Consider the following 26,223-nt stretch of genomic DNA (forward strand, 5'->3'; position numbering starts at 1 on the left):
CGGGCACGCGGGAAAGCTGCTACCATACGCCTTTCATTCAACGCCACGGAGCGGGTCCCATGACACGGTTTCCCCTCACTGTGGTCGTTGGCCTCATTGCCGCGACCATTTCGCAACCTGCGGTCTCGGATTCCACCGAGCAACGATTGGGCAAAGTTCATTTCACAACGTCCTGCAAGCCGGAGGCGCAGGAGCTGTTCGATCGCGCCATGCTGTATCAGCATTCGTTCTGGTACAGCGCATCGCGCCGCACCTTCGAGGAGGTGCTGGAGGCCGATCCGCAATGCGCCATCGCCTATTGGGGGATCGCGCTCAGCTATCTCTACAATCCGCACGGGCCGCCACCGCCGGAGAACCTTCCGCTCGGCCTCGAAGCCGTGAAGAAGGGCCAGGCGCTCGGTGCGAATTCGCAGCGCGAGCGCGACTACATCGATGCGATCGCCGCGATGTATGTCGACTACGACAAGGTCGATCACCGCACCCGCGTGCAGCGCTTCCTCGCGGCCGAGGAGCAGGTCGCGGCGCATTATGCTGACGATGACGAGGCGCAGATCGCCTATGCGATCACGCTCAATGTCGCGGCGTCCCCCAGTGACAAGACCTACGCCAACCAGCTGAAGGGCGCGGCGCTGCTCGATCCGATCTTCAAGCGCCAGCCTGAGCACCCCGGCATCGCGCATTATCTGATTCATCTCTACGACTACCCGGCGCTCGCGGAGAAGGGCCTCCCCGCGGCGATGCGCTATGCCAAGATCGCCGAGCGCGCGCCACATGCCCAGCACATGCCGTCGCACATCTTCACGCGCGTCGGCTACTGGAAGGAGTCGATCGCCTCGAACAAGCAATCCGCGCGGATCGCCAAGGAAGACGGCGAGCAGCAGGACCAGGCGCACGCGATGGACTATCTGGTCTATGCCTATCTCCAGCTCGGCCAGGACAAGGAGGCGCGGGCGGTGGTTGACGAGCTCGGCAAGCTCCAGTTCAAGCAGGACCGGTTCGCCGGTCCGTTCGCGGTCGCGGCAAGCCAGGCCCGCTATGTCTTCGAGCGCAGCGACTGGAAGGGAGCCGCCGCGCTTGAAGTGCATCCGACCAAATATGCCTATGCGGACGCCATCACTTACTTTGCACGGGCGGTCGGCGCTGCGCGCTCCGGTGATCCGGCGGCCGCCAAGCCCGATATCGTCAAGCTGGTCGAGCTGCGCGACAAGCTCAAGGATGCCAAGGACGCTTATTGGTCCAACATCGTCGACATCCAGCAGCAGATCGCGAGCGCCTGGGTGCTGCACGCCGAAGCCAAATATGACGAGGCACTCAGCGCGATGAACACCGCTGCGGAAGCGGAAGACAAGACCGAGAAGCATCCCGTCACCCCGGGACCGCTGGCGCCGGCGCGCGAACTCTACGCGGCGATGCTGCTCGATCGCGGCATGGCCAAGGAGGCGCTTGCCGCCTATGAGGCCGTGCTCAAGAAGGAGCCCAACCGGCTGGCGGCCTATGTCGGGATGATCAAGAGCGCGAAAGCGGCCGGCGACCAGGCCAAGACGAAGGACTGCGCTGATCAGATCGCCCGGCTCACCGCGGATGCATTTGTCGCGGCCAGAGCTGATCGAATTGCGACAGACAACCGGAAGCAAGCTGTGATGCGACGGACACCATGGCGCAACGGTGCGGCGGTCTCGCTCGGTGCCGTCGCGCTATGGCTTTGCCACGTGCCGGCGGCCGGCGCGATGGAGATCCTCGGTCAGGCCGGCGTGCTCGGCGAATGGGAGCTGACCGGACATCTCACCGAAAGCGCACCGGGCACACCCAGGCAATTCTCCGGACCGCTGAAGATGAAGCATGTCGGAATCTGCACGCAGGATGGACCGGAGGAACGCGCCGGCGAGATCAAGCTGCATCTCGCGGGTGCGGATTCACAGGTCACGGCCGAACTGGTGCTGGATGGCGCGCCCTGCACCTACAGCGCCCGCAAGGCGCACAATTACGAGGGCACACTGTCCTGCGAAGGCCGCGCGCCCGTCCCGCTGCTGGTGTGGCTCAAATAACTGATGCCATCAGGCTGCCGGCCGCGAGCGGCGCAGCCATTCGTTGAGGTCGATGCGGCCGATGCGCGCCTCGCCCAGCGGCACCAGCGAATGCTCCTCGACCCGGCCGCCCCAGTAGAGCGCGTCAGGGTCGCGCACCACCTCGCGCCGGTCGCCTTTTGCCTTCAGGTAGCGGGCCACGATTTCGTCGAACGGGGCACGGTCCGGTCCTGCGATCTCGACGATGCCGTCGCGCGGCGGCTCGAGCGCGATATCGGCAACAAGCGCGGACACATCCTCCGCCGCGATCGGCTGGAACAGGCCCGGCGAGAGCCTGATCGTGTTGCCAACCGCACCGGCATCGGCGATCGCCCCGACGAATTCCATGAACTGCGTCGCGCGGATGATGGTGTAGGGAATGCCGGCCGCCTCGATCAGTTTCTCCTGGGCAACCTTGGCGCGGAAGTAGCCATTCTCGGGCGTGCGGTCGGTGCCGACGATCGAGAGCGCGACATGGTGCGTGACGCCGGCCGGCTTCTCCGCCGCCAGCAGGTTGCGGCCGGAAGTCTCGAAGAACTCCATCACCGCCTTGTCCTCGAACGACGGCGAGTTGGCGAGGTCGATCACGACAGCCGCGCCGGCCAAGGCCTGCTCCAATCCCTCTCCGGTGAGGGTGTTGACGCCGTTCTTGGGCGAGGCGGCGACGACGTCATGGCCACCCTGCCGCAGAATGGCAACGGTCCTGGCGCCGATCAGTCCGGTGCCGCCGATCACAACGATCTTCATGGATGATCCTCCTTGTCGAGACGAGGTTTCCTAAGACACGCTTGCCGGATTTGCCGGCAGTAATCGTCATGGGTACGTCGATCCGCAGAAGGTTCGACGATTGCAGCGCGGGCAGACCACGGCTGCGGGGAGAGGGATTGGCGAGTTCGCGTTACCCCATCGATCGCTCCATCGCGCCCAACCACTCTATAGCATGCTACGGGCCGTCTGACGTCGCGGAACCTCCCATCGGATGGGCACGGGCCGCTGGCGAGCTACCCCTGCTGAACCTTTTTTCCATCGCGTAGACTAATGCGTGCGTACCAGCCAGCGTGCGGGGGTACCGAAAGCTTCATCCGCTGCCGGGATATCACCGCGGACTTTCTTTCGTGCTGCAACGCAAATGCTGGGCATGACGTACAGCCCGCTGTGCACTCCTTGATTTGATTTCAGCAAACGCAGGAGGAGTCGATGCGGAATTTCATCACCTTTTTCGTTTCCAGCGTGGCAATCGTCGTTGCAGCGTCAACCGCCGTAGCCGGTGAGAAGGTGCTCGAGTTCAAGCTCGTCACCAAGCCGATCGACGTCAAGGTCATCGAGGCAGCAAACGTCGAGGGGCAGACGGTCGTCTCCGGCAAGTTCTTTGGTGTCGCCGTCTTCAATGATGGCCGCATCGGAGTGAAAGAGTTCGTCCATTCCGGAGACATGCTGAAGGGCTCTGGCCCCTATTACGGATACAGCACCTACACGTTCGAGGAGGGGTCGATCACGGCGCGTTATACCGGCGCGGTCAAGGACGGAAAATCAAGTGGCGAATACACGATCCTTTCGGGCACGGGCGCCTATGCGAACGCCACAGGCACGGGAACGATCGAAAGCGCGCCGAACCCGTTCAAGGGGGTCAATCTCCTGAACATCAAGCTGGTCGTGAAAACGCCCGGCGCATAGCCGCGTAGCGCCGCAGCCGCCTCTGGCGGCCCGCTGCCATGCCTGGCTCATCCCATGAAGAGCGGTGTGAGGCGGACCAAGCCTGTTGGCCGGCGGAAGTCCTTGCCCTCTCTAAAATCTGGCGATGTGACGAAGCGCAGCGCCAGCGTGATCAGCATTGCGTCTCCAACGGCGATGCTTTCGACAGCGCCCAAGCGGATCGAGGCAGGATCGGGCGCCTGGGGCATCCACCCTGCTGATGTCGGCACACCGTGCGTTTCAGGAAAACTCGTTCCAGCTGACGCGGCGCGCGTCGACGTCGCCGAGCGTGATCGGATCATGGATGTTGCGCACGCTCTGGAAGCCCGAGCGCAGATAGATCAGCGGATCGACCGTTGTCGCGGCCCGGACATGCTGGACCTCGCCGATGAAGATCGAATGGGTCTTGGTCTCGAGCTCCTGCGCCAAGACGCAGTCGAACGCCGCCACCGCATCCTCCAACACCGGGGCGCCGGTCGCACCGGTGGTCCAGCGTCCGAACGCAAAACGGTCGTCGCCGTTGACGCCCTTCTGGCCCGAGAAGGTCAGCGCCAGCAGCGCGTGCTCCTCGTTCAGGAAGTTGATGACGAAATGGCGCTCCGCGCGAATGCGTTCATGCGCGCTGGCATTACGGTTAACGCAGACCAGCACCGACGGCGGATTGTCCGACAGCGAGCAGGCCGAGGTCACCGTCAGGCCGGTGCGCTGCCCCGGCTCGCGGCCGACCGTCACCAGTGCGACCGCGCCCGCGCAATGGCGCATCGCCTGCTTGAAACTCTGTGCGTCGACCGTCATGCCGCAAAACCTCATGGAAGCACTCCGTTTAAGATATGCGAGGCGGGGTGCGAGGCAAGCCCCGCACCCCGCGCAGCTGTCATGCAGCCTTCTCGAACTCGGCGCCGAGATGCTTGAGCCGCGGCATCACCTCGTTCTTGAGCAGGTCCAGCGAGTGCCGCCAGGCTTCCGGCTTGTGCTTGTAGTCGAAGCCGAACACGCAGAGCACGCCGAAGCCGCCGACCTCCCGGTAGATCTGCTCGATCTTCTCGGTGACCGTCTTGGGCGAGCCGACGATCCAATTCCGGCGCGCGCAATATTCGACGGTGACGTCGCTGTCGGGCACGTCGGGGGCGTGCTTCAGATAGTCCTTGAAGCCGAAATGGCCGAGCAGCGGCAGGAAGTACTCGCCCATCATCCGACCCATCATGTCGCCGGTCGAGAGCTTCCACGCCTCTTCGTCGGTATCGGCCACGAACACCTCGCGCACCAGCCGCCAATCCCTGCGGCTCGGCTTGCGGCCGGTCTTGGCGGCGCCTGCTTCCACCGAGTCCCAGTGGCTGCCGACATAGGCCGGGTTGAGGTTGAGGCTCATCGGAATGAAGCCGCGTTCGCCGGCAAGCTTCAAGGTGTCCGAGTTCTTCGACAGGCCGGCGACGCCGATCGGCGGGTGCGGGCCCTGCAGCGGCTTGATGTGCGGCTTGAGGAAGTCGAACATCGTGTCCGGCTTGCTCACCGTCCAGTACTTGCCCTTGTGCGTCCAGGGTCCGGGCTCGGACCACATCTTCAGGATGATCTCGAGCGCCTCGCGGGTCATGTCGCGGTTCTGGCCCGACATGCCGTCGACGTTGAACATCGCCCAGTCGCTCGGCAGGCCCGAGGCCGCGACGCCGAAATTGAGCCGCCCGTTGGAGAGATGGTCGAGCATCGCAACGCGGTTCGCGAGCTCGGCCGGATGATGATACGGCAGCAGGAAGCCGCCGGGCCCGATGCGGATGTTCTTGGTCTGCAGCAGCGCCTGCGCCACCAACAGATCGGGCGACGGATGCGGCTCCCAGGGCGCGGTGTGATGCTCGCCGATCCAGGCTTCCTGATAGCCGAGCTCGTCGAGCCAGCGCAGCGTCTGCAGGTCCCAGTCGTGGCCCTCTTTCAATCCGCACTCCGGCGGGTGCGAGGGCATGGTGAAGTAGCCAAGCTCCATATGCGTTTCCTTCCTTCTGGCTTTGCGGTTCAGTCATGCAATGCGTCTTGCCGCGCATTCGTTGATGCGTTCAGCAAGCGCTGTGCCAGCGTGGAAATCGCAGGAAGGGAAGCGAAAGGCGGTGTTTCGGCGGCGTGCGAGCTTGGCCGCGGGCCCTGGAGCGTCTTTCGCCGTCTCACTGTCGCAAGACGTGTCGCAACCGTGAGACGCGTATCCGGCGCAGTGAATTGAGATCAGTCGGAGCGGCCGCCGCAGAAAGACTGCACCCCCCTCTCCCGCTTGCGGGGGAGGGTTGGACTGGGGGTATCTCGGCGCGTCACATCGTGGAAAGAGCCCCCACCCGGATCGCATCTGCGATGCGATCCGACCTCCCCGCAAACGGGAGAGGTGAAAGCCAGTCCGCGGTTTAACCCGCCGCGCGGCGCGGCATCGCGTTGTTGCTATCAGGCTCGGAGGGCGGCGGGAGCTGCATCAGGATGGTCTGGCCCATCGAGGCGATCTCGATGCCCTCTTCCTGGAAGCGGCGCTTCATGCGGCGATTGAACTCGCGCTGCACCGACCAGCGGCCGCTATCGGTGCAGCGTATCTGGCCGACGATGGTCACAACGGAGCCGTCGACCTTGTCGACGCCCCACAATTCGAGGTCGCCGCGGATGAATGCGCGATACGCCGTCTCCTGGCGCATCTGCGCGACGATGTCCTTCAGCACCTCGCCGGCGCGGTCGGTGTCCTCCTTGTAGGACACGTTGACGCTGACCGCGGCATTTCCGGCGCCGCGGCTGGAATTGGTGATCGTGGTCACCGCGCTGAACGGCACGACATGCACCGAGCCGTCGCCGGCGCGCAGCCGCATTGTGCGGATCGAGACGTTCTCGACCACGCCCGAGAGGCCCGACACCGTGACGGTGTCGCCGACCTGCACGGTGTTCTCGATCAGGAGGAACAGCCCGGTGATCAGGTCCTGCACCAGCTTCTGCGAACCGAAGCCGATCGCGATGCCGACGATGCCGGCGCCGGCGAGCAGCGGCGCGACATTGACGCCGATCTCGCTGAGCGCGGTGAGCCCGACCACCGCGACGATCATGCAGAACAGCGCGGTGCGCAGCATCGGCTGGAAGGTGCGCAGGCGTGCGGCGCGGGCGTAATGGCCCTCGCGCGACAGCGTGTCGATCTGGCGGTCCATCAGCGCATTGGCGACCTCCCAGATCACGGCCGCAGCGAACGCGGCGATGCCGATCGTCACCAGCGCCGAGATCAGGCGGGAGCCGATCTGGCCGCCATAGAACCAGACGATGGCATCGACGCCCCAGACCTCGAGCAGCGCGACGAAGCCGATCAGCGCGATCACCGTCGTGACCACCTTGCGCAGCAGCGGCAGATAGCGGTTGGCCCGCGTCTCCAGCCCCGGGAAACGCTGGATCAGCTCCGGGCTGATGCGGAAGCCGCGGTCGATCAGGCTGAGCACCACCATGGTGACGAGCCGCGTGACCAGCAGTACCGCGATGGTGCCGACGAAATATTGCAGCAGCAGCGAATAGCCGTTGCGGATATTGAGCGCCCACACTGCCCACAGCGCGAGGTCGAGCGCGATCGCCAGCACATGCCAGAGCGCCGCGAGGCGGTTGCGCGTCCGCGCCGCAAGGCCGGTGCGATCGGCCGGCGCGCGGATGAATTCAGCGACCTGGCGGCGGCACTGCAGGATGATGACCACGACGAACAGATGCACGACCAGCATCACCAGCCGGATCAGCGCGGCATAGCCGGCGCGATGCAGTCCGAGCAGCAGCGCGACGTTGGCGAAAGCGATACCGGAGACCCCCACGGCAACGATGCGCCGCGCCCAGATCTCGATATAGGCCGCGGTCTCGGCACGGACGCGGAACAGGCCGAAGGGACCGGCGAGCCCGCGCACCGCGCAGATCAGCGCCCGCGAGAACGCGTAGGCATTGACGACGGCGAGGATCACGAGCCGCGTGGTCGACTGATTGCCGATCTCGGTGCCGAGCAGCGCGGTGGCGACGCTGACAAAGACCACCACCGGCAACAGCTCGAGCAGCAGGCGGCCGAGCACGAAAGGCAGCCGGATCACCGACTGCCAGACCCGCGCCAGGCTGAGCCGGCGGCGATGCAACTCGGGCTCCGGCGTGACGTCGGTGACCGATGACGGCGGATCGGCGCTGGTGAGCGCCTGCGCCGGCAGCCGCGCGGTCTGCGGCAGCCGCGCTTCCAGGAACGCGACCGGCCGCTTGATGAGACGGAACACCACCCACTCGACAACCAGCGCGCAGCCGAACACCAGCGCCAGCTTCCAGGCGATATCGATCAAAAGGCCATATGCAGCTGGATCGTTGGCGGTGCGCAGGAACCAATAGTAAAATGACGGGAAGTTCGTCAGCGTGCGCGCGACGTCGGCGACCTCGCGCGACATCTCGCCGACCTGTTCCGAGACCATCAGCAGGAGCTGCGCGCCGAGACTGTCGGCCGTGAGCGGGATCGGCGAATGCTGTTCGGGCGCCGGCTCCGCAGCCGCCGGCTGGGCAGCAGCCTGCGGCGAGGCCTTGGCGATGGCGCGCAGCGTGTTGATGATCTCGCCGCGCTTTTTGTCGTCCTGCAGCGTCTCGAGCGCGCGCTTCGCCTGTTCCGGCGTCAGATTGTCGCTGGTACTGGGTTGCGGCGGCGTCGGCTTGGCGGCCGGCTGCGCAAGCGCGGGAGAGACGAACAGGGTGAGGACGAGAAGGATCGCAAAACGAAATATGTGCGACACGAGGGCCTCTTATTAAAAGTCATTGCGCGACGGCTCATCCCTGCAAGGAATCAGCTCTCGCGCTCGCGCCATGTCGGATTACCCCTTTTCGCCCCGATGATGTGTCGGAAGTTTGCCGTTGCAGCGGCCATGTTTTGGCATTTCCCGCAACACGATCGTCACAAGTGTTGAGCGGCGTTTACGCATCCAGCGCGTTCCCCGGCTGCGCCGGCCGATCGACGCACCACACGTCAGGGATGAGGCCGCGGAATCTTTCGCTTGACGCAGGCCGGCGGCCATGATGTTCTCATTTTGTTCTTTGGTTCCGATTGCGTTTCGAGGTGATCATGCACGACGTGTTCAGCGACGACGGTCCGGTCCGGCTCTTCATTCACGACGACGATGATACCCCGCTGGAATTCGTGCAGGATCTGTTGCGTACGGTGTTCGGGAAATCCGAGCAGGAAGCCGTGGCCTGCGCCGCCTTGATCGAGGCCAATGGCGCTATTCCCTGCGGCCCCTATCCGGGACCGGTCGCACGGGCCATCTTCAACTCGGCGAAGTGGCTGATCCGTTCCAACGGCCAGCCGCTGATGATCACCACCGAATCCGCCGACGCCAGCCGCCCCTGTGATCTCTGCGAAGCTCCAAGGGCCGTGACGGAGATTCTGATCCCCGGTACGACGACTGCATCGCTATGCAGCGATTGCCTGCTCGCGGCACGCCGCAGCTCGGAAGACTTGCCGGGCGAGACGTTTCGCTCCGCTTACGTTGCGCTCGACTGGCATTTCGCCGGCGTGCCGCGCAATCTGATCGTGACGCGGGCGCGACAATTTCCGGGCCATATGCGCGCCGACGTTCAGGTCGCGATCGACAAGCTGTTCACAGATCCAATCCACTTCTTCGGCATCCATGAAGAATATCGCTACGAGACGCTCGACTTCGCGGCGCTGATGAAAGCTGGCCGCAATGCACCTGCGATCGCGCCGCCGCAATATCGCGACGTCGATATCGGCGAGGCCGAGCCGGTGAAATGTCTCGCCAATGGACTATGGCTGTGCCGAACCAGCGAACTGCGCTACGCCGTGTTGCTGACTTTCTATCGCGAATACAATCACGAGCCCTCGCTGCGCATAGAGCTTGCGTTGCCTGCCGGCGCGGCCGGCAACGCATTCGTGCAGCGCATTTTCGCCGAGCTGGAAGCTGCCGTGCATGCGGCGCGCTCCTATCGCGGCAAGATCCTGTCGCTGGAGGATGGCGCCAATTATCGCGGGCGTTCGCGTGGCCTGACCGTGCATCGCCTGCCGACGGTCGCGCGCGATGACGTGATCCTGCCGGAACGGACGCTGCGGCTGCTCGACCGCAACGTGCTCGACTTCGCCGAAAGCCGCGACCTGCTGCGCAAGCTCGGCCAATCGACCCGCAAGGGCATCCTGCTCTACGGGCCACCCGGCACCGGCAAGACCCACACCATTCGCTATCTCGCCACCAACCTGCCTGGCCACACCACGCTGATCATCACCGCCGAGCAGGTCGGGTTGCTCGGCGCCTATATGAGCCTGGCGCGGCTGCTGCAGCCGACGATGGTCGTGATCGAGGACGTCGATTTGATCGCGCGCGACCGCGAGGACATGGGCGGACCGTGCGAAGAATCCCTGCTCAACAAGCTGCTCAACGAGATGGACGGCCTGAAGGAAGATTGCGACATCCTGTTCGTGCTGACCACCAACCGCCCCGAAGAGCTGGAGGGCGCGCTCGCTGGCCGGCCCGGCCGCATCGACCAGGCGATCGAGGTGCCGCTGCCCGACGAGACCGGGCGCGGCAAGCTGATCCGGCTCTACGGCCGTGGCCTGCCGCTCGAACCGCCTGTCGTCGATGCAGCGGTGCAGCGCACCGCAGGCGTCAGCGCTGCCTTCATCAAGGAGCTGATGCGCCGTATCGCCCAGGCGAGCATCGCACGCGGGGGCGGCCAGGATGTCACCGCTGAAGACATCGACAGCGCGCTCAACGAGATGCTGTTCGACGGCGGCCGGCTTAACGTGAAGCTGCTCGGCGGCGCGCACGGAATGAGCGCGGGGTGATAACGGATCACCGCGCCGGCAGCAGCAACTCGCGCTCGCCGGCGGCGACGCGTGCGAGTTCGTCGGACATCCGCGCTAGCACGCGATCCCAGGCCTGCGGCCTGTCCTGGCGGAACAGCCGCATGGTCGGATACCAGGGCGTGTCGGCGCGATCGCGCAGCCAGCGCCAGTCGAGCGCATAGGGACACAGCATCCAGACCGGGCGTCCCAGCGCGCCGGCAAGATGCGCCACCGAGGTGTCGACGGCAATGACGAGGTCGAGCGCGCAGACTGCCGCCGCGGTGTCGGCAAAATCGCCGAGCGTCGGCGCGAGATCGACGATGTCGGCAGCAAGGCGTCGCAGCACCGGAGCATCGTCCGGCCGCAACTCCTTCTGCAGGCTGTAGAGCTGGACGCCAGGCGTAACCAGCCGCGGCAGCACGGCGTCGGCCGGCAGCGAGCGCTGACGGTCGCCCTTGTGCCTGGGATTGCCGGTCCAGACCACGCCGACCTTCAACGCGGACACGCCGCTGAGCGCCTCGCGCCAGCGCGCAAGCTTGGCCGCGTCCGCCTGCAGATAGGATGTCGCCGCGGGAATGGTCTCGACGGTGGTGCGGAAGAACCGCGGCAGGCTGAGCAGCGGCAATTGCAGGTCGAACGGCGGCAACGTCTCGCCGCGGGCAAACACCACGACGCCGGGCAGCATCGGCCGCAGCAGCGCGACCAGCGCCGGCTGCACCTGCAGAAGGATTCGGCCGCCTCTGCCCACCAGCATCGGCACATAGCGGACGAAATTGATGGCATCGCCGAGCCCGTATTCGGCGAACAGCAGCAACGTGCGTCCCGCCAGCGGCTCGCCCTGCCATTCCGGCTCGTCGAACACCGGATCGCCTTCACTGAGCATCTTGGTCTTGCGGCGCCACTGATACTCCTCGAAGCCTTCCTCGAATTCGCCGTTCATCAGCAGGAAATGCGCGTGGTTGTAATGCGCCAGCGGCTGGTCGGGATCGAGCGCGATAGCCCGCCGCGAGGCCACCAGCGCGGCGTCGATCTCGCCGGCATTGCGCAGCGCGACCGCCAGATTGGCGTGCCCCTTGGCATAGCATGGGTCGATCTCGATGGCGCGCCGATGCGCCGCGACCGCGGCCTCCACCAGGTTCTGCGCCTCAAAGATGATCCCGAGATTGGTATGCGCGGCGGCATAGTCCGGCTTGAGCGCCAGCGCGAGCTCGGCGCAGGCGATGGCCTCGTCGACTTGCCCGAGCTCGAACAGGCAGGCGCCGAGATTGTTGAGGATGACGTGATCGGAGGGATCGGGGGCCGAGACCTGGCGATAAATGCGGACCGCCTGCTCGCGCTCGCCGAGTTCGTGCAGCACCATGGCAAGCAGGCGCTGCGGCGCGAGGTTGCCGGGATCGAGCGCCGTCGCACGGCGATAGTGCAGGATCGCGTCCTCGAGCCGGCCGAGGCGATAAAGCGCAGCGCCAAGGCCGCAATGCAGCCCGGGACAGTCGGAATCCACGCTGAGCCCGCGGCGATAGGCAGTGGCGGCGGCGTCGTGCTTCTTTTGATCGGCCAGCGCATTGCCGAGATTGAGCCAGACGCCGCGATAGGCCGGATCGCGCGCGATCACCTCGCGATAAGCCTGCTCCGCCTCGACCGGCCGCTGCTGCCCGGCCAAGGCAACGGCGAGGTTGAACCGCGCCCGCGTCAGGTTGCCATCGAGCGCGATCGCGCGGCGAAACGCCGCCTCGGCCTCGTCGAAGCGCGACAGATCGCACAACGCAACGCCGAGCTTGATGTGCAGGCCGGCATCCTTTGGCCGCAGCGTCACGCCGCGCTGGAACGCCGCCACCGCGCCTTCATGCTCGCCCTTCACGGCGAGCGCATCGCCGAGCGTGCCGAACGCCGGTCCATGCTGCGGATCGAGGCTGAACACCCGGTTCAGCAGCACCGCGCCTTCGGCCGCGCGATCGGTCACGAAGGCGATAACGGCGGACAGGTGCAGCGCCGGAACGTGGTCGGGATCGGCGCTGAGGATGTCGCCGCACAGCGTGCCGGCCTCCGTCGCGCGGCCGGCACCATAATGCGCCACCGCATCCAGCAACATCCGATCAATCGCCACCTTGCCCACGATACCGCCCCCGCCTTCAAGACCCCGATGGGGATTAAACGCGCGGCGCCGCCAAATCCGGCACGCGAATATCAGATCGCGGCCTTCCATCCTGCCCCTTGACGCCTCGCCCATCATGTAACATATGAAGTTACATGATACGCGATAGCCGCCTGTCCAGCGTCCTGCATGGCCTGCTCCACATGATCGGAGCGGGCGAGCCGGTCACGTCGGAGCAACTCGCCCAGGCGATGGCGACCAACCCGGTGGTGGTGCGCCGCGTGATGGCTGGGCTGCGCGAGCAAGGCCTGGTGCATTCGGAGAAGGGCCATGGCGGCGGCTGGACGCTGACGCGCGATCCGGCGGACATCAACCTCGCGGACATCTATCGCGCGGTCGGCGCGCCCACCATCGTCGCGATGGGTCATCGCTCGGAGAATCCCGGCTGCCTGGTCGAACAGGCCGTCAACGACGCGCTCGGCGACACTTTTCGCGAGGTCGAGGCGCTGTTCCTGAAGCGGCTCGGCGCGGTGACGCTCGATGCGCTCGCGAAGGATTTCAAGCGCCGCCTCGCCAAACACAAACAAAGCCTCGAGGACCAGATTCATGCTGTCAAGTGAGCAGGCGAAACCGTTGCCGTACAACGATCCCGCGCATTGGGACAAGATGGTCACCGCCTATGAAGCGCAGTCGCAGCCGTTCACGACGCTGTTCGCCGACGCCGCGGTCGCAACGCTCCCAATCGGTCCATCATCGAAAGTGCTCGACGTTGCCACCGGCACGGGCGCCGCGGCGCTCGCCGCCGCCCGCACCGGGGCTGCGGTCACCGCGATCGACTTCTCCGCCGGCATGGTGGCGCGGGTCCGCGCGCACGGCCTTCCAAATATCGAGGCACGGCAGATGGACGGCCAAGCGCTCGATCTGCCGGATGCCGCCTTCGATGCGGCAGTGTCGGTGTTCGGCGTCATGCTGTTTCCGGACTGGCGCGCCGGATTGCGCGAGATGGCGCGGGTGACGCGATCAGGCGGATCGGCGGCGATTGCGGTCTGGAAAAGCGCTGACGGCGCCGCCGTGCATCTCCTGCTGTCGCAGATCATCCGCCGGCTCTATCCCGACAATATCACGCCGATGCCCTGCACGGGCCTCGCCGAGCTCGCCGATCCCGGCCGCTTTGCTGCGGCGGTCATCGCCGCCGGCTTCTCCGAGCCTGTCGTCGCCGAGATCACCCACGACTTCAAACTCAATGTCGCCAATCCCGGCGACGTCGACAAACTGTTCGAGTTCATGCCGCATTGGAGCGGGCTCGATGCGGACAAGAGCGCCGCAGTCGCCCGCACCTTCCGAGCCGAGATCGACAGCAGACGGGTCGGCGACATCTTCGCAATTCCCTCGACCGCGCTGATCGCAACGGCGCTGCGGCCGTAGCCGCGCGCACCATCCATGCCTGATCTGCGCTAGCGCTAGCGCTTGTCGTCGCTCTGCTTGTCCGTGTCACTCGGCGGCTGCAGGCCAGGACTGTTGGCCCAGCGGTCGAGTTCCTCGATAACCCGCCGGTGGCTCGGCCGTAGCTTGGACGGACCACCGGGCTCTTGCGACAGTTTGCGGGGCAGCTTGACCTGTTCTGGCATGGCTAGGCTCCAGAGCTGGGCAGTACGCACGATACAGGTAGCGATCGCTACGCACGCGATTTCAGAAGGTCCCGAATCTCGGTGAGCAGTTCCTGCTCTTTGGTCGGCTTCGGCGGCTCGGCTGGCGCCGCGGGTGCTTCGCGCTTGAGCTGGTTCATGAGGCGCACCACGATGAACAGCACGAAGGCGACGATCAGGAAGTTCAGCGTCAGGGTCAGGAAGTTGCCCCAGGCCAGCACCGCGCCCTGCTTCTTGGCATCGGCCAGGTTCGTTGCCGTCACCGACTTCGACAACGCGGTAAAATGGTTGGAGAAGTCGAGGCCACCGCTCATCGCGCCGATGATCGGCATGATGATATCTGCCACCATCGACGAGACGATCGCCCCGAACGCCGCGCCGATGATCACGCCGACGGCGAGATCAACGACGTTGCCCTTCATGGCGAATTCCCTGAATTCCTTCAGCATGTGATCTCCCGTTCGATAAAGTGTGGGACAGCCTGGCGACTGAATCGCCGGCCGCAACAAAAGTGTGAAAATCAATGGCGATCGGCCGGCTTCGCCGGCGCCGCGACCGGCTGCATGGGAGCGGCTTGCTCCCACGGCGCTGGCAGGATGACCCGTGCCGGCGGCAGGGTCTGCGAAGCGCGCTGCACATTCGCACTTGCCGGCGCACTGGCCGGCTGTGGCGCGGCGCCGGAATTATCCGCGCGGGCGATGGCAATCGTGATGCCGAGCGCCAATGTTGCGAACCCAAGTCCCGTTACAAGTCCCGCTGCAAGTCTCGCGCCGATCGAAGCGGCAGCGACGCCGGTCCGCGGCCTGTTCAGGATGGCAAGATGAGACGAGGTCATCGCAACTGCTCCTCACGCAATACACATCGTTTTCGGAGCCGTGCAGGACGCGAAGGCCTTGCACGGCTCAGGGAAGGCCGGTCGTCAGGTCTTGATGTCGGCCGGCAGCTTGCCGCCATTGGCGGCGAGCTTGGCCATCACCTGCTGATGCAGCCAGACATTCATTGTGGCGGTGTTGTTGGTATCGCCGGCGTAGTGCAGCTCCTTGGCGAGCTCCTTGCGCGCCGCAAGGCTCGAGTCGAGACCGAGCGCCTTCATCAGGTCGACGATCGAGGTGCGCCAGTCGAGCTTCTCGCCGGTGGCGGCCGCCGCCCTGTCGACGATCGCCGCGACGTCGACGGTTTGCGCCGCCGGCGTGCCGGGCGCCGCGGACGCGGGAGCTGACGATGTTGATGTCGATGCCGGCGCAGCGCCGGGCGCAGCCGTCGTTGTGGTCTCAGCCGTCTTGGCCTGGGCGCCATGGCCGAAGATTGCACCCATGATGCTTCCAAAAATGCTCATGCTCTCTCACTCCGTGCGCCCGAGACACCGTTGGTCCCGTGGCTGGTTCCGGTGACGGAGCGAACGATAGGCAGGCCATTGGCCTAGTGGAAGATGACCATCGTCACTATCGGAGTGTGGAACGGCGTGGTGCAGTCGGGGAGAGAATCGTGCGGTCAGGCATCGCACGTCGCGCGCGTTTCATCGTACGCCCCACGTGCGATGAAGTCAGCCGTCCCGGCCCGATTCGCCAGCCCCGAGAAGTCGGGACGGCTGACACCAACGCGCGTCGCGCATCTTGAGCTAAAGCTGGCGGCGGCGGATGGTCTGGGCGAGCTCGACGAAGCTTTCCGCGATGCCGACGCCGGTCTTGGCGCTGACCGATTTCACGCTCGACCTGCCGAGCGACTTGGCGAGCTCGGCAATCGCGCCCGCGCTGCCCGCCGCTTCCGGAAGATCGATCTTGTTCAACAGCGCCCGGTAGGGCCGGCCCGGAAAGCGCTCCTCGAAACCGCGAACCAGCTCGACCATGCGGGTCACCGTCTGCGGCCGCGTGACGTCGGAGACGATGATCGCGGCGGATGTGCCGGTGACATAGACGGTGTCGAAAATCTGCGTGCCGAAATCGCCGTCGGTATCCCACAGCACGAGGCGCATCGGATCGCTGCCGTCCGCCGGCACCACGTCGTGGCTCAGGATCTCGACGCCCAGCGTCGATTTGTACTGGCCCTCGAACCGGTTGTAGATCAGCCGATAGAGGATCGACGTCTTGCCGACCCCCATATCACCGAGCAGCATGACTTTTGCGGTGAGCATCAGCGGGCCACTTCGCCTCGATAGACCGTCTCGAACGCGACGCGGCGGTTGCCGCCGACGGTGGCATCAAGCCGGTCGGTGATCGGCATCGTCGCGGCGCGCGACACCAGGATCAGCCGCGACGGATCGACCCCGAGCGCGGTCAGCCTGCGCTGGACCTGCTCCGCCCGCTTGCGCCCCAACGTCCTGTTGGTGCCTTCCGTGCCGCTCTGATCGGCATAGCCGACGATCCGCAGCCTGAGATCGTTGTTCGCCAGCAGTCCGGCAAGCTCGCGAAGGTGCTGTTCGGCCTGATCGTTGTCGAGGAATTCGTCTGAATTGTTGACGAAGAAGACCGCGGTCGAGGCGATGAAGCGGTCGAGCCGCGCCGCCGGGCCGTCGGCGACGGATTGCAGCTTGGCGTATTGCTCACCGAGCTTCGCGTACTGCTCGCCGAGCTTGTCGTACTGCTCGGTCAGCCCGGCATATTTCTGGTCGCCCGACTTCGCCTGTGCGTTCATCGCCTCGCGCATCTGGTCGAGACTCGCCTGCAGCCGCGTCAGGCTCTGCTGCAGGCCTGCGATGCCGGCCTGCGCTGCCACCGCCTGCTCCGGTGTGGCGACCTGCCCGATCCGGTTGACGATCTTGTAAGGTGCCGCGGCCGCAGCAAGCGCGTCGATCACCGGCGCCGTCTCCAGCTCGCCCGGTTCGATGCCCGAGACCGCCACGCTTGCCTTGCCGTGATCGAAGTCAAGCCGCAGCGGGAACGTGGCCAGCAAAGGCTGCTTTGCGGCGAGTTGCTCCAGCGCCGCATGGGTTCGCCGCTCCAACAGGCTGCGCGACACCGAGGTCGCGGCAAGCCAGAGCAACAGCGCCAACACCGCGGCGAGCACGGCGAACAGGATCACCTTGCCGCGCCGGCTTGCGATCCGCCGCGGCGCGTCGTCGGTTTCGATTGCGGCTGCGAGCGAGGCGAGCATCGGACCATCGCAATCCGCGCCGCGGTCGATGCGCTCGATCGCGTCGAAAAACAGCGAATTGATCCGGGCATTGTCGGCGGGACGCAGCGGTCCCAGGCACTCCGCCGCCAGGATAAAGCGGGGTGAGGCGCGCAGCGCGAGCTGCCGGCCACCAAAATCGAGCGTCTGCAGATTGCCTTCGCCGGCCAGTGCCTGCACGGAGAACTCGAGGATCGCCGCGACCATCGCGCTGAGCAGGTCGGCGCGTTCGTCGGCGGTCTCCTCGCGCTTCCAGTCGGCGATCAGCCGGCCGTTGCCGCGTTCGATGATCAGGAGCCGATTGATCTGCGGCGGGCGATCGGCAAGCACGAACTCGCTGATCGGACGCCCCGTTACCAGCGACTTGACGCGCCCGACCCACAGCTGCGCCGAGGTCAGGGCATTGATGCGCTGCTCGAGCGAGGCAACCAGTTCCCGGAACGCATTTGCAACCGCGGCGCTGACCAGCCGGCCGACGATCGGATAGAGCGCCTCGATCATCTGCTCGCGCGAATTCTTGATCTCGCTGCGGATCGCGGAGACCACGACCGGCGCAATCGCGGTGGCGAGCTCGCGCGGCCGATTGACCTCGGCGCGCTCCAGCGCCTCGACGAGAATGCCGGCGGTCGCCGTCTCCAGCCGATCGGCATTGCCGACGTAGCGCTGCAGCGAGTCGAGGTCAGCCTCGAGCGACGTCAGACGCGTCGCCTCGGGCTGAAACAGCAATGTCTTGAGCTGCTCGATCTCGCGATTCTGGCCGGCAGCAGCTGCCATGCTTATTTGCCCGTGCGGCCGGTTCCCAATCCGCTGATGACGGTGCCGAGCTGGGTGATGGCCGCGCCGACATCCTTCAGCGAGTCGAGGCGCTTCTGCTCGGTGTCGCGTTCGAGGTCGGAGAGCCTCGCCTGCAGCGCGGTGAGCTCGTTGGTGAAGTCGGCCTGCATCTGCTTCAGCGATGCCTGCATCTCCTCGCGCAGGCCCGAGAGGTTGGTCTCGAGCGAGCGTTGCGCGCCGCCGAACAGGAGGTCGCGGACCTGATCGATCGCCGCCATGCCGTGCGCGGCCGGATCCACGCCGTTGCCGGCCGCCGGAGCGTCTGCCGGTCCGTCCGTACCCTTGGTCTGGCGCTCGATACCCTTCATGGTGATTTCCTGCTTACTCATAGCCGCGCAATCCGGACCTGCCGCTTCAAAAAGCAAATCCGAAACAACCCTATAGCCAATTTTGTGGGCGCGGCCCAGAGAAAGGCGAGCAATCTCAGCAAGATCAACCGCTTGGTTGCGCGGTTGAGGGCAATTATTTCTAGTAAGTTATTGCCTTTATTGCGAGTTCCGTACGGTTCTTGACCTGGCATTTCTCCAGGATGGTACTGACATAGTTCTTCACGGTGCCCTCGGCCAAATGCAGCCGCTCGCCGATCTCGGTATTGCTCTTGCCCTCGACGATCAGCGTGAGAATTTCATTCTCCCGCGCCGTCAACCCGTCGCGAACCGGCAGCTTCGCCGAGACGCGCGGGCCGCGCAGCCGCTTGAACTCGTCGAGGATGCGCGCCGCGACACCCGGCGAAAGCCCGGACTGGCCGTTGATGACCGCGCGGATCGTCGATGCGATCTCCTCCATCCTGGCATCCTTCAGGAGATACGCCTTGGCGCCTGCGCTGACCGCCTCGAAGATCAGGTCGTTGGTCTCGAATGTCGTCAGCACCACGATGTGGGTCTGCGGCAACTCTCGCAGAATCCGCTGGGTCGCCGCGATGCCGTCGACACGCGGCATCTGCAGGTCCATCAGGATGACGTCCGGCCGGTAGCGCCGCGCGAACTCGATGGCCTGCTCGCCATCGGCCGCGCCGGGAAGGATCTCGAAATCGTCGTTCTGCTGGGCAAGCAGTGTGGCGATACCTTCCCTGATCAGGGTCTGATCCTCTGCAATCAGCACCCGTACCTTCTCAATCCTGCTCACGGGCTTCCGTCATCCTCTCGAAGGTCCTGTTGTCTTGTTGGTCGCGTTTTCTTGACGCGAACCGGCACCCACTTCGCTCGAAAACGCACCGATTGCACGGCCACGACATCAATCGGCCAGCACGCCGGCAGACGCCGCCGGCGGCACCGCTACGGGGAGCGATATCCGGACCAGCGTTCCCTGTCCGGGCGCGCTCTCCACCGCGCAGCTTCCGCCGACAAGTTCAGCAAATTCGGCCATTCCGATCAATCCGAAATGTCCGGGATGCGGGATCGCGGGATCGAAGCCATGGCCGTCGTCGCGGATCTCGACGACGAGCTTGCGGCCAACCGCCGCCGGCGCCTCGAAAGCGTGAAAGGAGACACGGCGTGCCTGCGCATGGGCCTGGACGTTGCGCAGTGCCTCGCTGAGGATGCGCTGAACCGTCAATCCGCAATCGCGCAAGCCGGCACGCGCCTCTTCGTCGATCTGGATCGACACCCTGACGCCGCTGCGTGCGGCGAAGTCGCTCAGCAGTCCCTCGACATCGGGATCAAGCTTCAGATCGTCGGGCGTGCGCAGGCGATCGATCGCCTCGCGGGCGCGCGAGAGGCCACTCGCGGCGGCATCTTCCGCGGTCGCAAGGCTATCCGCCACGCGCGCGGGATCGGCCGACAGATAATGCCTGATCAGCCGTATCTGGGTCAGCAGCGCAACGATCGAATGCACCAGCGTATCGTGCAGATCGCGCGCCAGCCGCAGCCGTGTTCGCGCCAGGGAGGCAAAGCGCACCTCGGCGCTCGCCGCCTCGAGCTGCTGCTCCATCAGGCGACGGGCCCGGCGCTCGCTGCCGAGCAGCGTTTCCACCTGACGTCCCGCGAAGTCCGGCATGGCGATGACGAAATAGTGCGACTGCGCGCCGTTCCACAGCACGACCGCCGTCATCGGCTGCGTGATGTCAGGCGACGCGCCGCGCACGCCGGCCAGCGCGATCGTGTCCCGCTGGCCGCTCGCGAGCGCCGCCAATTCGGCTTCCATGCCGACCAGCAGCATGCACTCGCAGCAATCGACGCCGATTGCGGGAAGCCATTCGACCAGCCGGCCGATCTTCCGCTGCATGCTCCGGTCGGCACCGATGACGGCTAGGCCGATGACGTTGGCTTCCGCGGCCGCAAGCAAATCCGCGCTCAGATTGATCATGCGTTGCCCATCACTCAGCGAGCAGCCCACTCTGGCGTAAGCCGGTAGCGGCCGCAAACGAATATGACTTTCGTCATAACCGATCCTGACCTTCGTCAGGTGCCGCCGCCGCTCGAAATGCGGTTCTGTCCCACGGATGAGCAACAGCGCAAGCCATGATGTGCCACATGACGGCGTCCATGGCGATGCCGGCCGGTCGCCGGGCCTCGCGGAAGGTCGTCGTGCCAGTCGGCCAGGGTGTGAGCTGACAATGAAGGGCGCGCCACGGAGATCGTCGGATATCGAGCTGCGCATGTTGGCGGAAGCGGAGAAGCCCGCGCGGCGCCGGCGCCTGAGCGCGACCCAGAAGGTGGCGTTGCAGGAAGCGCTCTCCGGCCGCCTTCAGCTCTACCCGCGCGGATATGCCGCGAGCAAGACCGGCCCGTTCCACTCACGACGCGCCATTCTCGGTCTGGTACGCGCCGGCCTGATGAGCCTCAGCGCGACGGCGCGCTACGCGGCCGTGACCAAGCGTGCGCGGGACGCCTACGCAGCCCCGGCGACCAGCGAGAGCGAGTAAGCGCACGTCATCGGGCGCGGCACATCTTCCGCCGACGCTCAATCCGGCAAGGGCGCGCCCCAAATTGCCGTCACGTTGCCGCCGAGCCGTGGATTATTCAAAGGCCGCCTCGCACGGAGGATCGCCGGCAAGTCCGGATTGTGAAACCGGGCGTAGTACGGCTCCATCCAGGCCAGGTCGCCCTGGAAGGTCCAAGGGAAGAGCTGCTGCGGAACCTGGGTGAGAGCGCCGAAGCTACGCTCATCCTTGACGGCGCGAACGATCACAGCGGCGAGCCGGTGGATCGCTCCGTTATTCTCGGCATAGAGGTCGATGTTCCGCCGGCTCGCGAGTTCGGCGCAGAACACCAGCGGCGTGAGCGCAAAGTTGTGGTAGTGCAGCGCGCGCTCGCCGCGTTTCAGCTCGCGCTCCAGTTCGCCATGCGGGCCGATATCCCTGATGCCCTGACGGGCGCGAGCGATGCCGGCATCGACCAGATCACCCCGATCCGTCAGGGTGCCGATCGACATCAGATCGAGTCCGGCCCAATAGACCAGATTGTTGCCGAGGTGGTTGATGCGATCGGCATCGCGGGTTTCCTCGGCAATCCGGATCAGCCACGGCTTGATCTGCTGGAAGCGATGATCGGCCTTGATCGATGTCGCAGGGAAGCGCAGCAGCGCGAGCGCGAAATCGGTCCCGGCCCAGGAGCGTTCGAAATCGCCCTGATAGTTGGCGCCGATCGTCAGCAGGGCACTTCCCCTCGCCCAGCCCGCCAGCAGGTCCATGACGCAATCCAGATCGCGTTCATCGGCCGCCTTGTTGACCTCCGCGATGAACGCGTGCAGCGGCTTGATGGCTTCCGCGTAACCGCTCGCATCCTGGTAGAAGCCCGGCGGATCGATCGACGTCAGCGCCGGCGGCGCCTCGCACGTCCGGGCCGCTGCCGGCTGCGCGAGGCAAGCAAGAGCGATCGACACGCCGATCGCTGCGAAACGAATGTCATGCTTCATTGAAGGAACTCCGCGAGCCACCGCGGGAAGATACGCCCGTCGTGAGCGCCGGCGCAGTCATCGGCGACGGCGCGCAGGAAGACAACAAAATCTAAAGTGATGCGCTCGGGAAACCGGATTCAGGCGCCGTTCAGGGTTACGCCATGGTCCAGCAAGACTCGGCCGAAGCGCCGACGATCACGGCAATATGAAGCTAAGCTGCGAAGACAATCTTTACAGTTTACCTGCATATATGCCATCACTACCGGCATGAACAGTTCACCAGCCCGTACCGGCTCGGCACGGACATCCGCGCTCGCCGAAGACCTTCGCCTGTTGATCGGAACGCTGAAACGGCGGCTGCGCGAGCAGGGTCAACGGGACGACCTGCCGCCTTCCCAGGTCGCGGTGCTGCTGCGCCTCGAAAAGGACGGCCCGGCGACCGTGTCCAGCCTGGCGCGGTCGGAGGGGATGCGTCCGCAGTCGATGAGCTCGGCGATCGCCGCGCTCGAGGCGGCGGGCCTGGTGCGCGGTGCGCCCGATCCGGACGACGGCCGCCAAACCATCATGTCGCTCACCGACACCTGCCGCGAGCGGCTGCGCACCGGCCGCGCCGCGCGGCAGGACTGGCTGTCACGCACGATTGCCGCGCGGCTGTCGGCGCGGGAACAGGATGAACTCGCCGCCGCGGTCGGCTTGCTGAAGCGGCTGGTCGCGGACTGACGCCGCGCCATTCGCGAGACACACCCGGTTGAAAGGAAACGATCATGGCCCTTACGACGCTCGATCCGATCACCGCCCTCATCGTCGTCGATCTGCAAAACGGCCTCATGAGCTGGCCCTTCACCTATCCGATCGGCGACGTCGTGGCGCGCGCTGCGGCGCTTGGTGCTGCGTTTCGGCGGTGCGCCCTGCCGGTCGCGCTGGTCAATGTCGATGGCAGTTCGCCGGGGCGAACTGAGCAGGCGCCGCGCCATGACGGCCCGTTTCCCGACGGATGGACCGATCTCATTCCGGAGCTCGACCGGCAGCCTGGCGACATCGTTGTCACCAAGCGAACGCGGGGCGCATTTGCGAGCACCGACCTCGAGAACCAGCTCCGTGCCCGCGGCGTTACCCATGTCGTGATCGCCGGCGTCGCGACCGCCGGCGGCGTCGAATCCACGGCACGGCAGGCCTTTGAGGCCGGCTTCAACGTCACGCTCGCGATCGACGCCATGACCGATGCGCGACCGCACGCCCATGATTACAGCATCGAGCACGTATTCCCGCGGCTCGGCGAAACCGGCTCGACGCAGGCGATCATCGATCTGCTTGAAAGGACCCACGCGCATGAACTGGCTTGACCTTGTCGCCTACTTCTTCGGCGGCGCCTTCCTCACCAACGCGATCCCCCACGTCGTCGCCGGCATGATGGGCGAGCCGTTTCAGAGCCCGTTCGCAAAGCCGCCGGGCGAAGGCCTGTCGTCATCGACCGTCAACATCGTATGGGGCTTCTTCAACCTCGCCGTCGGATATCTCTTGGTCTGCCGTGTCGGCGACTTCGGCCTCCGAACCACCAGCGACGTCGCCGCGCTGGGCCTCGGCGGCCTCCTGATCGGCCTGTTCCTGGCGCGGCGGTTCGGACGGTTTCACGGCGGGAATGATCCTCAACGAACATGAGACGCGTCTTTCGATCACTGGCGAGCTTTAACTACCGGGTCTGGGCGGTCGGCGCGCTGGTGTCCAACATCGGCACCTGGATGCAGCGCGCCGCCCAGGACTGGCTCGTCCTCACCCAGCTGACAAATAATAGCGCATCCGCCGTCGGCATCGTGATGGCGCTGCAATTCGGACCGCAGCTGCTGCTGATGCCCTGGTCCGGCCTCGCCGCCGATCGCTTCAACCAGCGGCGGCTCCTGATGGCGACGCAGGCGACGATGGGCACGCTGTCGCTCATCCTCGGTATCCTCACCGTCACCGGGCTGGTGCAACTCTGGCACGTCTATGTGTTTGCGTTCCTGTTCGGCTGCAGCGCCGCGCTCGACGCCCCGGTCCGCCAGACCTTCGTGGCCGAGTTGGTCGGCGATAAAGACCTATCGAACGCCATCGCGTTGAACTCGACCTCTTTCAATGCCGCGCGCATGGTCGGCCCCGCGATGGCCGGCCTGCTCATCGCCTCGGTCGGCACCGGCTGGGCGTTCCTGTTCAACGGCACGTCCTTCATGGCGGTGCTGACCTCGCTGTGCCTGCTGCGCAAATCCGAGCTTCGGCCGAATGCGCGCGCACTCCGCACCAGGGGCGGCATCACGGAAGGATTTCACTATGTCTGGTCCCGCTCCGATCTCAGGGCGACCTTGGTCATGCTGTTTCTGATCGGCACGTTTGGGCTGAACTTTCCGATCTTCATCTCGACCATGGCGGTCGGCGTGTTCCATACCGACGCGCGCGGCTTTGGCCTGTTGTCGTCGATGATGGCGATCGGCACGATGTCGGGAGCGCTGCTGGCGGCGACCCGCGACCGGCCGCGCTTTGTCGCGTTGATGCTGGGGTCCGCGATCTTCGGCGTCGGCTGCACGCTCGCCGCACTGGCGCCGAATTACTGGCTGTTTGCCGCCGCCCTGGTCGTGATCGGCATCGCCTCGTTGACGGTCTTGAACACCTCGAACGCACTGATGCAGCTCTCCACCGAGCCGACGATGCGCGGGCGTGTGATGGCGCTGCGGCTCGGCGTTGCGCTCGGCGGTACGCCGATCGGCGCACCGATCGTCGGCTGGGTCGCCGACCATCTCGGGCCGCGCTGGGCGCTCGGCGTCGGCGCTGCCGCAGGCTTTGCCGCGGCACTCGTCGCGCTCGGCATGCTCTCGCAGGCCAACGCCGCGGCCGGACATGGCAGCGGACATCGCAGCATGCCGCCGGCCGAATGACCGACGGCGCAACCGCGCCACGGCTCAGACGAAGGCGCTCAATCCCGTAATCGACTTGCCGACGATCAGGGTGTTCATCTCGCGGGTGCCCTCATAGGAATAGATCGCCTCGGCATCCGCCACGAAGCGGCCGATATGGTTCTCGAGCAAGATGCCGTTGCCGCCCAGCAACTCGCGCGCATAACCGACGGTCTCGCGGCATTTGACGGTGCAGAACGCTTTCGCCAGCGAGGCGTGCTCGTCCAGCATCACGCCTTCGTCCTGCATCTGTCCGAGCCGCAGCATCATCGCCTGCGTTGCGGTGACATTGCCGAGCATCCTGACCAAGAGATCCTGCACCAGCTGGAAGCCGCCGATCGGTCTGCCGAACTGCTGCCGCTCGGTCGCATAGCGCAGCGCATGCTCATAGGCGCCCATCGCGCAGCCGACGGCGAACCACGCGACGCCAGTGCGGGTCATGCGCAGCACTTTGGCGGTGTCCTTGAACGTGTTGGCTTTCTGCAGCCGGTCAGCCTCGGGCACGCGGCAGTCCTTCAGGGTGATCAGGCCGTTCTGCACCACGCGCAGCGCCATCTTGGTCTTGATCTTCTCGACCGAGAAGCCGGGATTGTCCTTGCCCACGACAAAGCCCTTGACCTGGTTCGAGCCCTCCTCGCGCGCCCAGATCACGTTGATGTCGGCGAAGGTGGCGTTGCCGATCCACTTCTTCTGGCCGTTGAGGATCCAGACGTCGCCTTCGCGCCGGCAGGTGGTCAGCATCCCGCCTGACGTCGCCGAGCCGACCAGCGGCTCGGTGAGACCGAACGAGCCGATTTTCTCGAAGCGCATCATCGCAGGCAGCCAGCGCTGCTTCTGCGCCTCGTCGCCGCACAGATAGATCGAGCCCGCCGAAAGTCCGGTGTGCACGCCCCAGAAGGTCGCAACCGAGGAATCCACCCGCGCCAGTTCCATCGCGACAAAGCCGTTCAGCAGCCAGCTGCCGCCGGCGGCGCCATAGCCCTGGTAGCCGACGCCGCCGATGCCGATCTCGGCCATCTTCGGGACGATCGCGAACGGGAATTCGTCGCGGCCCCAAAACTCCTCGATGACGGGTGCCACCACGCCTTCGGTGAACTCGCGCACGCGCCGCACCAGCGCCCGCTCCCTCTCGTTCAGGACGCGGGCAATCCCGTAGAAGTCGCCGTTGATCGGCGGTGGCGCATAGTCCGGCTTGGCCGCCCGTGTTGCCTGCGCGTTAGCCATGGTGTCC

At 65.5% G+C, this 26,223-nt stretch carries 26 protein-coding genes; 10 read left to right on the forward strand and 16 right to left on the reverse strand.

The window, feature by feature from the left end; translation table 11 throughout:
* Window positions 1-59 precede the first annotated feature (59 nt).
* A complete protein-coding gene (locus tag QDT69_RS30025; RefSeq protein WP_279710079.1) occupies window positions 60-2,045 on the forward strand; it encodes a hypothetical protein in 1,986 nt (661 codons plus the stop codon).
* Window positions 2,046-2,054: 9 nt separating this feature from the next.
* Here QDT69_RS30025 and QDT69_RS30030 read toward each other — a convergent pair whose 3' ends face one another.
* Complete coding sequence (locus QDT69_RS30030) at window positions 2,055-2,810, reverse strand: SDR family oxidoreductase (protein WP_279710080.1); 756 nt, start codon at window positions 2,808-2,810, stop codon at window positions 2,055-2,057.
* A gap of 450 nt (window positions 2,811-3,260) precedes the next feature.
* Here QDT69_RS30030 and QDT69_RS30035 point away from each other — a divergent pair, with 450 nt between their 5' ends.
* Window positions 3,261-3,737, forward strand: a complete 477-nt coding sequence (locus QDT69_RS30035) for a hypothetical protein (RefSeq protein ID WP_279710081.1) — start codon at window positions 3,261-3,263, stop codon at window positions 3,735-3,737.
* Between the two features lie 258 nt (window positions 3,738-3,995).
* Here QDT69_RS30035 and QDT69_RS30040 read toward each other — a convergent pair whose 3' ends face one another.
* The 3 genes from QDT69_RS30040 to QDT69_RS30050 all read right to left on the reverse strand — a co-directional run bounded on the left by QDT69_RS30040 (window position 3,996) and on the right by QDT69_RS30050 (window position 8,494).
* On the reverse strand, window positions 3,996-4,550 hold the full coding sequence (locus QDT69_RS30040; RefSeq protein ID WP_279710082.1) for a flavin reductase family protein: 555 nt from the start codon (window positions 4,548-4,550) through the stop codon (window positions 3,996-3,998).
* Window positions 4,551-4,629: 79 nt separating this feature from the next.
* Window positions 4,630-5,730 carry an LLM class flavin-dependent oxidoreductase gene (locus tag QDT69_RS30045; protein ID WP_279710083.1) on the reverse strand — a complete coding sequence of 367 codons (1,101 nt, stop codon included), beginning with the start codon at window positions 5,728-5,730 and terminating at the stop codon, window positions 4,630-4,632.
* 406 nt (window positions 5,731-6,136) lie between these two features.
* Window positions 6,137-8,494: a mechanosensitive ion channel domain-containing protein gene (locus QDT69_RS30050; RefSeq protein WP_279710084.1), complete on the reverse strand. Its 2,358-nt coding sequence runs from the start codon at window positions 8,492-8,494 to the stop codon at window positions 6,137-6,139.
* 326 nt (window positions 8,495-8,820) lie between these two features.
* On the opposite strand from QDT69_RS30050, the gene QDT69_RS30055 reads away from it, so the two are divergent.
* Entirely contained in the window at window positions 8,821-10,554 is a 1,734-nt protein-coding gene (locus tag QDT69_RS30055) for an ATP-dependent Clp protease adaptor ClpS (RefSeq protein ID WP_279710085.1), read from the forward strand.
* 7 nt (window positions 10,555-10,561) lie between these two features.
* Here QDT69_RS30055 and QDT69_RS30060 read toward each other — a convergent pair whose 3' ends face one another.
* A complete protein-coding gene (locus QDT69_RS30060) occupies window positions 10,562-12,643 on the reverse strand; it encodes a tetratricopeptide repeat protein (protein ID WP_279710087.1) in 2,082 nt (693 codons plus the stop codon).
* A gap of 158 nt (window positions 12,644-12,801) precedes the next feature.
* On the opposite strand from QDT69_RS30060, the gene QDT69_RS30065 reads away from it, so the two are divergent.
* Window positions 12,802-13,266, forward strand: coding sequence for an Rrf2 family transcriptional regulator (locus QDT69_RS30065; protein ID WP_279710088.1), 465 nt, complete (start codon window positions 12,802-12,804; stop codon window positions 13,264-13,266).
* The gene (locus QDT69_RS30070; protein ID WP_279710089.1) at window positions 13,253-14,071 is read left to right on the forward strand and encodes a class I SAM-dependent methyltransferase; all 819 of its coding nucleotides are present in this window, start codon (window positions 13,253-13,255) and stop codon (window positions 14,069-14,071) included. The genes QDT69_RS30065 and QDT69_RS30070 overlap by 14 nt, the downstream gene beginning before the upstream one ends.
* 35 nt (window positions 14,072-14,106) lie before the next feature.
* On the opposite strand, the gene QDT69_RS30075 is transcribed toward QDT69_RS30070, so the two are convergent.
* The 9 genes from QDT69_RS30075 to QDT69_RS30115 form a co-directional block, all read right to left on the reverse strand.
* Window positions 14,107-14,274, reverse strand: a complete 168-nt coding sequence (locus QDT69_RS30075; protein WP_167351838.1) for a hypothetical protein — start codon at window positions 14,272-14,274, stop codon at window positions 14,107-14,109.
* Window positions 14,275-14,321: 47 nt separating this feature from the next.
* The gene (mscL, locus tag QDT69_RS30080; RefSeq protein WP_279710090.1) at window positions 14,322-14,741 is read right to left on the reverse strand and encodes a large conductance mechanosensitive channel protein MscL; all 420 of its coding nucleotides are present in this window, start codon (window positions 14,739-14,741) and stop codon (window positions 14,322-14,324) included.
* 71 nt (window positions 14,742-14,812) lie between these two features.
* Window positions 14,813-15,127 carry a hypothetical protein gene (locus QDT69_RS30085; protein WP_279710092.1) on the reverse strand — a complete coding sequence of 105 codons (315 nt, stop codon included), beginning with the start codon at window positions 15,125-15,127 and terminating at the stop codon, window positions 14,813-14,815.
* 84 nt (window positions 15,128-15,211) lie between these two features.
* Window positions 15,212-15,628, reverse strand: coding sequence for a DUF3597 domain-containing protein (locus tag QDT69_RS30090; protein WP_279710094.1), 417 nt, complete (start codon window positions 15,626-15,628; stop codon window positions 15,212-15,214).
* A gap of 282 nt (window positions 15,629-15,910) precedes the next feature.
* Window positions 15,911-16,423, reverse strand: a complete 513-nt coding sequence (locus QDT69_RS30095) for a GTP-binding protein (protein WP_279710096.1) — start codon at window positions 16,421-16,423, stop codon at window positions 15,911-15,913.
* Entirely contained in the window at window positions 16,423-18,174 is a 1,752-nt protein-coding gene (locus QDT69_RS30100; RefSeq protein ID WP_279710097.1) for an OmpA family protein, read from the reverse strand. Before QDT69_RS30100 ends, QDT69_RS30095 begins: the two co-directional genes overlap by 1 nt.
* 2 nt (window positions 18,175-18,176) lie before the next feature.
* Entirely contained in the window at window positions 18,177-18,563 is a 387-nt protein-coding gene (locus tag QDT69_RS30105) for a hypothetical protein (RefSeq protein ID WP_279710098.1), read from the reverse strand.
* Between the two features lie 139 nt (window positions 18,564-18,702).
* Window positions 18,703-19,359: a response regulator transcription factor gene (locus QDT69_RS30110; RefSeq protein WP_021079504.1), complete on the reverse strand. Its 657-nt coding sequence runs from the start codon at window positions 19,357-19,359 to the stop codon at window positions 18,703-18,705.
* Between the two features lie 108 nt (window positions 19,360-19,467).
* Window positions 19,468-20,538, reverse strand: coding sequence for a histidine kinase (locus QDT69_RS30115; protein WP_279710099.1), 1,071 nt, complete (start codon window positions 20,536-20,538; stop codon window positions 19,468-19,470).
* A 292-nt stretch (window positions 20,539-20,830) separates the two neighbouring features.
* Between QDT69_RS30115 and QDT69_RS30120 the strand changes: the two genes are divergently transcribed.
* Window positions 20,831-21,097 carry a hypothetical protein gene (locus tag QDT69_RS30120; RefSeq protein ID WP_279710100.1) on the forward strand — a complete coding sequence of 89 codons (267 nt, stop codon included), beginning with the start codon at window positions 20,831-20,833 and terminating at the stop codon, window positions 21,095-21,097.
* A gap of 38 nt (window positions 21,098-21,135) precedes the next feature.
* Here the strand turns inward: QDT69_RS30120 and QDT69_RS30125 are convergent, their stop codons facing one another.
* Entirely contained in the window at window positions 21,136-22,089 is a 954-nt protein-coding gene (locus QDT69_RS30125; protein WP_279710101.1) for an alginate lyase family protein, read from the reverse strand.
* 249 nt (window positions 22,090-22,338) lie between these two features.
* Between QDT69_RS30125 and QDT69_RS30130 the strand changes: the two genes are divergently transcribed.
* From QDT69_RS30130 to QDT69_RS30145, 4 genes are read left to right on the forward strand one after another with little or no spacing between them, the layout of a single operon-like run.
* Window positions 22,339-22,791, forward strand: a complete 453-nt coding sequence (locus QDT69_RS30130) for a MarR family transcriptional regulator (protein WP_279710102.1) — start codon at window positions 22,339-22,341, stop codon at window positions 22,789-22,791.
* Window positions 22,792-22,835: 44 nt separating this feature from the next.
* Window positions 22,836-23,414 carry an isochorismatase family protein gene (locus tag QDT69_RS30135; RefSeq protein WP_279710103.1) on the forward strand — a complete coding sequence of 193 codons (579 nt, stop codon included), beginning with the start codon at window positions 22,836-22,838 and terminating at the stop codon, window positions 23,412-23,414.
* Window positions 23,401-23,730 carry a hypothetical protein gene (locus tag QDT69_RS30140; RefSeq protein WP_146988596.1) on the forward strand — a complete coding sequence of 110 codons (330 nt, stop codon included), beginning with the start codon at window positions 23,401-23,403 and terminating at the stop codon, window positions 23,728-23,730. Before QDT69_RS30135 ends, QDT69_RS30140 begins: the two co-directional genes overlap by 14 nt.
* Window positions 23,727-24,974: an MFS transporter gene (locus QDT69_RS30145; protein ID WP_279710104.1), complete on the forward strand. Its 1,248-nt coding sequence runs from the start codon at window positions 23,727-23,729 to the stop codon at window positions 24,972-24,974. The genes QDT69_RS30140 and QDT69_RS30145 overlap by 4 nt, the downstream gene beginning before the upstream one ends.
* A 24-nt stretch (window positions 24,975-24,998) precedes the next feature.
* Here the strand turns inward: QDT69_RS30145 and QDT69_RS30150 are convergent, their stop codons facing one another.
* Window positions 24,999-26,216: an acyl-CoA dehydrogenase family protein gene (locus QDT69_RS30150; protein WP_279710105.1), complete on the reverse strand. Its 1,218-nt coding sequence runs from the start codon at window positions 26,214-26,216 to the stop codon at window positions 24,999-25,001.
* Window positions 26,217-26,223 lie beyond the last annotated feature (7 nt).

Origin of the sequence: Bradyrhizobium sp. CER78, from assembly GCF_029846235.1 — a bacterium.
Classification (GTDB): Bacteria; Pseudomonadota; Alphaproteobacteria; order Rhizobiales; family Xanthobacteraceae; genus Bradyrhizobium.